The organism is Chryseobacterium formosum (assembly GCF_026460885.1).
Classification (GTDB): domain Bacteria; phylum Bacteroidota; class Bacteroidia; order Flavobacteriales; family Weeksellaceae; genus Chryseobacterium; species Chryseobacterium formosus.
On the sequence record NZ_JAOVZW010000051.1, the window covers coordinates 1 to 1,027 of the forward strand.

At 27.0% G+C, this 1,027-nt stretch carries 2 protein-coding genes; both read left to right on the forward strand.

All coding sequences use genetic code 11. From position 1 onward, the window contains the following. A partial coding sequence (locus OF897_RS21485) for a hypothetical protein (protein ID WP_267267711.1) occupies window positions 1-334 on the forward strand: 334 nt, incomplete at its 5' end. A gap of 19 nt (window positions 335-353) precedes the next feature. Continuing rightward, on the forward strand, window positions 354-908 hold the full coding sequence (locus OF897_RS21490) for a DUF6705 family protein (protein WP_267267712.1): 555 nt from the start codon (window positions 354-356) through the stop codon (window positions 906-908). Window positions 909-1,027: the final 119 nt, after the last annotated feature.

Below are 1,027 nucleotides of genomic sequence, written 5' to 3' on the forward strand. Positions count from 1 at the left end.
TTTTTACCGTAAAACCAATAATAAACCTTTGGATAAACTGACCATTATGGTCATCAGTAAAGAAGGTGTTTTTGCATTAGTGATTGATAATTCTACACTTTTTTACAATATGGGTGGCGAAATGATGACAAATAGAGAGGATATTGAACAAAAATATTACGGAAATCTTAAGAAAAAAGCAAATGTAACTTATAATGATATTATTAAGCAGGTAGCAAAAGTTTTACCGAGCTATGGAATTAGTTTATATAAAGCAAATAGTGGTTTAACCAATTGGAGTAAGATGACTTATAATCCAACTACAAATTTAGTCGATGAAATACCTTGTAATTAATAAATAAAAATTTAAAATAATGAAAAATTATATAACAATAATACTATTTTCTTTTATGTTTTCTTGCAATGCACAATCTATTATTTATGATATTGAAAGCGATAACATACCTTATAATATTCCTAATGGTGCTTACATAAAAGACATTAATAATGTTTTAAATAAATTCCAAGGCAATTGGATGTATCAAGATAATTTAAAAAACTTCACCGTTAATCTCAGTAAAGAGAAAACGGATTTACAAGAATATTATAAAGATTTATTAAAGGGAAAATATAAATACACTAATAATGGAATTGTTATAGTTGATACAAATAATTTTCCTATTACGAAATCAAAATTAACAGGTGCTAGATTATGGGAAGGGAATCCAAATAAAGTAACTTTATTTTTTTATGATCCTGAAAGACCAAAAATGTCATGTGAAGTTACTTTAACCTATTCAAATACTAATGGGATTGAGAAACTGCATTGGGATTTGAAGTTGAGAGGCTTACCATCTTCGCGTGATCCAAATATGAATCAGGCAACAGATTTTAGGGTTCCTACTAATGTAGAATTGATAAAACAGTAAATATGAAGAGGTTGTTTTTTTAATAAAGACAGCCTCTTGATTTAAAAATACAATTATGAAAAAATATTTAGCCATATTGATATTAACAATGATAGTGAATTGTAAAGCACAGTCACCTA